This is a genomic window from Liquorilactobacillus oeni DSM 19972 (assembly GCF_001436275.1).
Classification (GTDB): domain Bacteria; phylum Bacillota; class Bacilli; order Lactobacillales; family Lactobacillaceae; genus Liquorilactobacillus; species Liquorilactobacillus oeni.
The window spans coordinates 297,042-301,325 of the sequence record NZ_AZEH01000039.1; the positions used below are offsets into that span (position 1 = coordinate 297,042).

Annotated in this window: 4 protein-coding genes and 1 pseudogene; 1 reads left to right on the forward strand and 4 read right to left on the reverse strand. The window is 32.3% G+C overall.

Annotation, left to right across the window (positions count from 1 at the left end):
- From FD46_RS10755 to FD46_RS06635, 4 genes and pseudogenes are all read right to left on the reverse strand, one after another.
- Positions 1-968 (reverse strand): annotated as a pseudogene (locus FD46_RS10755) (IS30 family transposase); the annotation flags it as partial.
- Entirely contained in the window at positions 950-1,600 is a 651-nt protein-coding gene (locus tag FD46_RS06625; protein ID WP_057896374.1) for an SAP domain-containing protein, read from the reverse strand. The pseudogene FD46_RS10755 and the gene FD46_RS06625, both read right to left, overlap by 19 nt.
- A gap of 107 nt (positions 1,601-1,707) precedes the next feature.
- Positions 1,708-1,890, reverse strand: coding sequence for a DUF3781 domain-containing protein (locus FD46_RS10620; RefSeq protein ID WP_057896375.1), 183 nt, complete (start codon positions 1,888-1,890; stop codon positions 1,708-1,710).
- A gap of 336 nt (positions 1,891-2,226) precedes the next feature.
- The gene (locus FD46_RS06635) at positions 2,227-2,616 is read right to left on the reverse strand and encodes a MerR family transcriptional regulator (protein ID WP_057896376.1); all 390 of its coding nucleotides are present in this window, start codon (positions 2,614-2,616) and stop codon (positions 2,227-2,229) included.
- Between the two features lie 123 nt (positions 2,617-2,739).
- Here FD46_RS06635 and FD46_RS06640 point away from each other — a divergent pair, with 123 nt between their 5' ends.
- Complete coding sequence (locus FD46_RS06640) at positions 2,740-3,405, forward strand: YczE/YyaS/YitT family protein (RefSeq protein WP_057896377.1); 666 nt, start codon at positions 2,740-2,742, stop codon at positions 3,403-3,405.
- Positions 3,406-4,284: the final 879 nt, after the last annotated feature.

The window sequence follows — 4,284 nt, forward strand, 5'->3', positions numbered from 1 at the left end:
TTTTATAATTCAAAACAGCCTTTGGCCGTTTATTAATCTTATGTAATACACGGCGAATGTCATCATTGTTAACATATTCAAAATGTGTTTTCTTCGGAAAATATTCGCGCAGCATCCGAGCACTTTATTAATCACAAAGTGATTGGGAAATTCAAATCCATTGTTAAATGTGAATGATTGAACAATATGCTTTGCACGTTTTCCTAATAAGTCCATAAATTGATCCAAGACCTTACATACCGCTTTTCCAGACTGTGATTCAGCTTTTAAAACAATATAATAACGTGTTTTACGTTCGCAAAATGTCACAAAGACTTGCTTATAACCTTTTTTTGGTAGAACACAATCAACTTCCCAGTGACCAAAAACTTTACGCTTCTCAACGCCAACTGGGCGTTCTTCAATTGAATGTTTAAGTGGGCGAACCAGCTGTTTTTCTTTTTGCTTCACCCTCTTTCTTTCAGTTTTTAATTCAGCCGCCCTCTTTTCTTTAGCGTTCATTTCAACTGCTCGTTGTGGTCTCACCTTCGATATTTATGGCGATAACGCAAATTAGATTCAGAAACACCTGGGATCATACCTCGATAAATCCAGTTATAAATTGTATTGCGACTCAATTTCAATTCCTTATGAGTTTCAGCAATCATTTGCGGTGACCATTTATCATCTAAAATCCTTTTAGCAATAATCCGCGCTTTTTTCTTTGAATACTTTTTTTTAGTACCAATCCGATCTTTTCTTAAGTCGGCATATTGTTGAGCTTCTTCGGCATTATAACGATAAGCATGCCATTTACGTGGTCTCAATTTATAATCCGAAAAGCGTTGACTCCGACGGAGTTCATTATTAATCGTCGTAACTGTTCGGTGTAACCGTCGCGCAATTTCTGTCTGATTATGAATTCCTTCGGTGTTCCATAAATAATCAATTTGACCACGCTCAAATGGCGTTAAGTGATAAGGAGGAATTTCTTTATTAATTTGGCATTCTTAATGACTAAATTTCTCTCATAAATTTTAGGCTGATCTGAATTTTTAACTATTTTCCAAATGATTGCAGCTACTTTCATCGGTTCATGGTAGTTTTTCGAGATTGGGTCATTTCTGAAAGCTCGCACAAAGTTATTCCACTGATAGGTTTTTTCTTCATCATTATCATCAAAGAAAATTATTTTAGTATCTTCCAACACTTTAACCAAATCAGCTACAGTAGCACTTACGTCAGCATTCTTTTCAACCTCTCTCATTTTTATTCCCATCACTTTACGAAAGGAAAAATGTTCAACACCAAAATATCTAGCAAAAAATTTTCTTGCTTCTTGGTTAAGAGAAAAACCAGAGTTAAGCAACTTAGTGCTTAATGAGATACTGTCGGCTGTTAGATGTGAACCTTTTCTTCGCCTAACTTTTCTGACTGGTTTTATTTCTGCGGCAACTTCACCATTTAAGAAAGCAACAATATATTTAGTTAGTTCCGCTTTAGTGCCATATGTCGGTAACCCATATTGGCTACAAATATTTTGTAATTCCTCTTTATACCAATAAAAGCTAGAAAATATCTTACTATCCATGCTTTCGCTAAAATTTGGACGTGTTGTCAAATATATACACCACCCTTTCAAATTTTTGACCGTTGGCCTAAGCTATTGTGTCATAGCTTAAGTGCCTTATTCTAGATCCTATCAGCAGTGATCACCCGATAATTATTTCAGTTAACAGTAATTTGTATATTTTTTTGAGGGTTCTTAATGTAATAGTTTTTCCCTCTTTTAGTTACTGTACTACAACTAGCTTCTATTACTTGATATACCAAAGTTTCTATTTTCATTTTAGATAAAAGCTTAAATTTAATTTCTTGTTTATTCTTTGATAGACTAATTCTGTATAACAAATATTTTCAAGAATGTTTGGTTTCATTTCCAAGCCTCCTTTTGGACAGTTCTAATGAGCGATGGTAAGTATTTAGCACGAAACAAAACAAGTCCGTTGGGTTTAATTAAAAATTAACCGAAGTCAATTCTGTCTAATAATTATGTAATTACGCTGACCAGCAAGCCTTAAAATTTCCTAGCAAACATCTTTAAACTTATTGTAAGACATTTTAATCTTTTATCGATAGAACCGTTTGTTGCATAATAAACGACTTTTAATTAAGGTCTAAAAAACAATAACAGCACTCCTTCCCTTTCAGAGCACTTGTTTGTGTATTCGTTTTAAGAACGCCCTGTTAATACCTATTCATGTCTTTTTGCTCAGTTTGTAATTGAGTATAACGATCATATCTTGCTATTTTGGCTTCAATCGCTGCCATTGATTTTTGAAGCTTTTTCTCCTGTTCTATGATGTTTTCTTTGTGTTCTAATAACATTTTTCGCCTAATAGAAATTGTCTCTGTATTGAATCTCATTTGAGAAAATTGTTTTATTTTATTGATAGACATACCAGTTTGTCTAATATTCAATAAAAAAGTTAGCCATTCAATATCCTGTTTAGTATAAACTCGATAACCTTTTGAATCACGCTTAACTTTTGGAATCAACTTTTCTTTTTCGTAATAGCGCAGTGTGTATTTACTAAGTCCGATTAGTCGACTAGTTTCAGTGATTGAATAATTCATAAAAATCTCCTTGCGTTATAGCATGCTCTAAGCTGTATGATAAATTTGCGATACTTTTAAGCCCTAAGCTCACTAATTTCAATCATATTGTAGCGTACCATGGAAAAGAAAGGAAGATATAGATTGAATACTAAGAAACGCTTTAATTATTTACGACCGATATTATATATCGGAGGTTTAAATGTCTTAGCTTTGGGAACAGTGTTATTTACTTGTGGTAAATTAGGTGTTAGTGCTTTAGTATCTGTTCCACAGGTTCTGTCACTTTTTTTACCAATTACCTTAGGTCAAGCTACTACCCTAACTTTTGTTATTTTTGTTCTTATTGAACTTTGTTTATTACACAAAATTAAGTGGCAGACAGTTTCTCAATTATTTGTGGCGTTTATATTTGGCTGGATTGTTGATTTTTACGGATTAAGAATCGGTCTGGAAAAAATTGTGTTGAATGCTTTATGGGAACAAATTTTAATTACCTTGTTAGCAATTATCTTTACCTCTCTAGGAGTTTTTATGATGATTAAAGCTAATTTCATTTTGAATCCGCCGGATGGAGTTGTTAATGTGATTTGTATGAAGTTAAAATCTACATTTGGAAAAGCAAAATTCAGTTTTGATGTAGCAATGATTGTTATTTCAATTGGTTTGAGTTTAATATTTATTAATCATATTACTGCTATCGGTGTTGGAACTATTTTAGCTGTGCTGCTAGTGGGACCATTAGTCAATTTATGGGAATATTTTTTTGTAACTAGGAAAACAAAATATTTATCCGACACAATTGATTAAAGCTCATTTTATATGGGTATACAAATAATAAACAAAAATCACTCCTTTTCGGGGGTGATTTTTTTTACATATTCACCTAAGTGCTTTAGCATTGAACTGCTCCTATCCTAGTATTTGGTACACAAATATTTAGACATTTGTGCCATAATAAAATGACTAGGATAGGAGCATAGTGACGTAATTGTATATTCACTTATTACGCAACTTTCATTTATAGGTTTTTTATCCAAAAAGAATTCCATATTTGCACTTTTTCATTATAATAAACTTTTTGACAAAGAGGATCCATATATTTATATTTTCGATCAATTAATAATGTCATTCTTTGTAACCAAATATCGATAAAATTTGTATTAGGGTTGTCTTTTAACTTTTTTGAAATGTCATTTATGACAAAAGAAATTTTATTTTTCAAACTATCAAATAAACTAAATAATTTACTTAATATTGCAGTGTGAACATAAAATGTAACACAATTCAAAATTACTTGACTAGTTTAAAGTATTAATAAAATATTTAAACTAGCTTTTTTCTAATATCGCTCCCCAATTTCTTGGATCATCGCGCTTCGCACTCAGCTATGCTGTCGTGTGTAGGTCACTGACCGACGAGCCTCTCAGAGACGTAGCATGCATTGTTTCTATCCATGACTAACTTTTGAATATGGTAATCTAACCATTGAAGTATGAGTTCTACTTCGATATGCAGTTGTCAAAGTGCAAATACGAAAGTTTATACATGAAAGTGAATGAATAACTTATAAGCCTAAAAGATTGTTCTTTTCATGAAAACAGGCAAAATTCAACTAAACAATCAGATAGTCTAATTGCTGCTGTGGTATATGTTTAAAGCCCTTTCGTATATTGCTATTTTGACATC

What these genes read in the sequence shown, in the direction of transcription:
- FD46_RS06635 (WP_057896376.1), bottom strand. Translation starts at nt 2,616, where the DNA reads ATGAATTATTCAATCACTGAAACTAGTCGACTAATCGGACTTAGTAAA.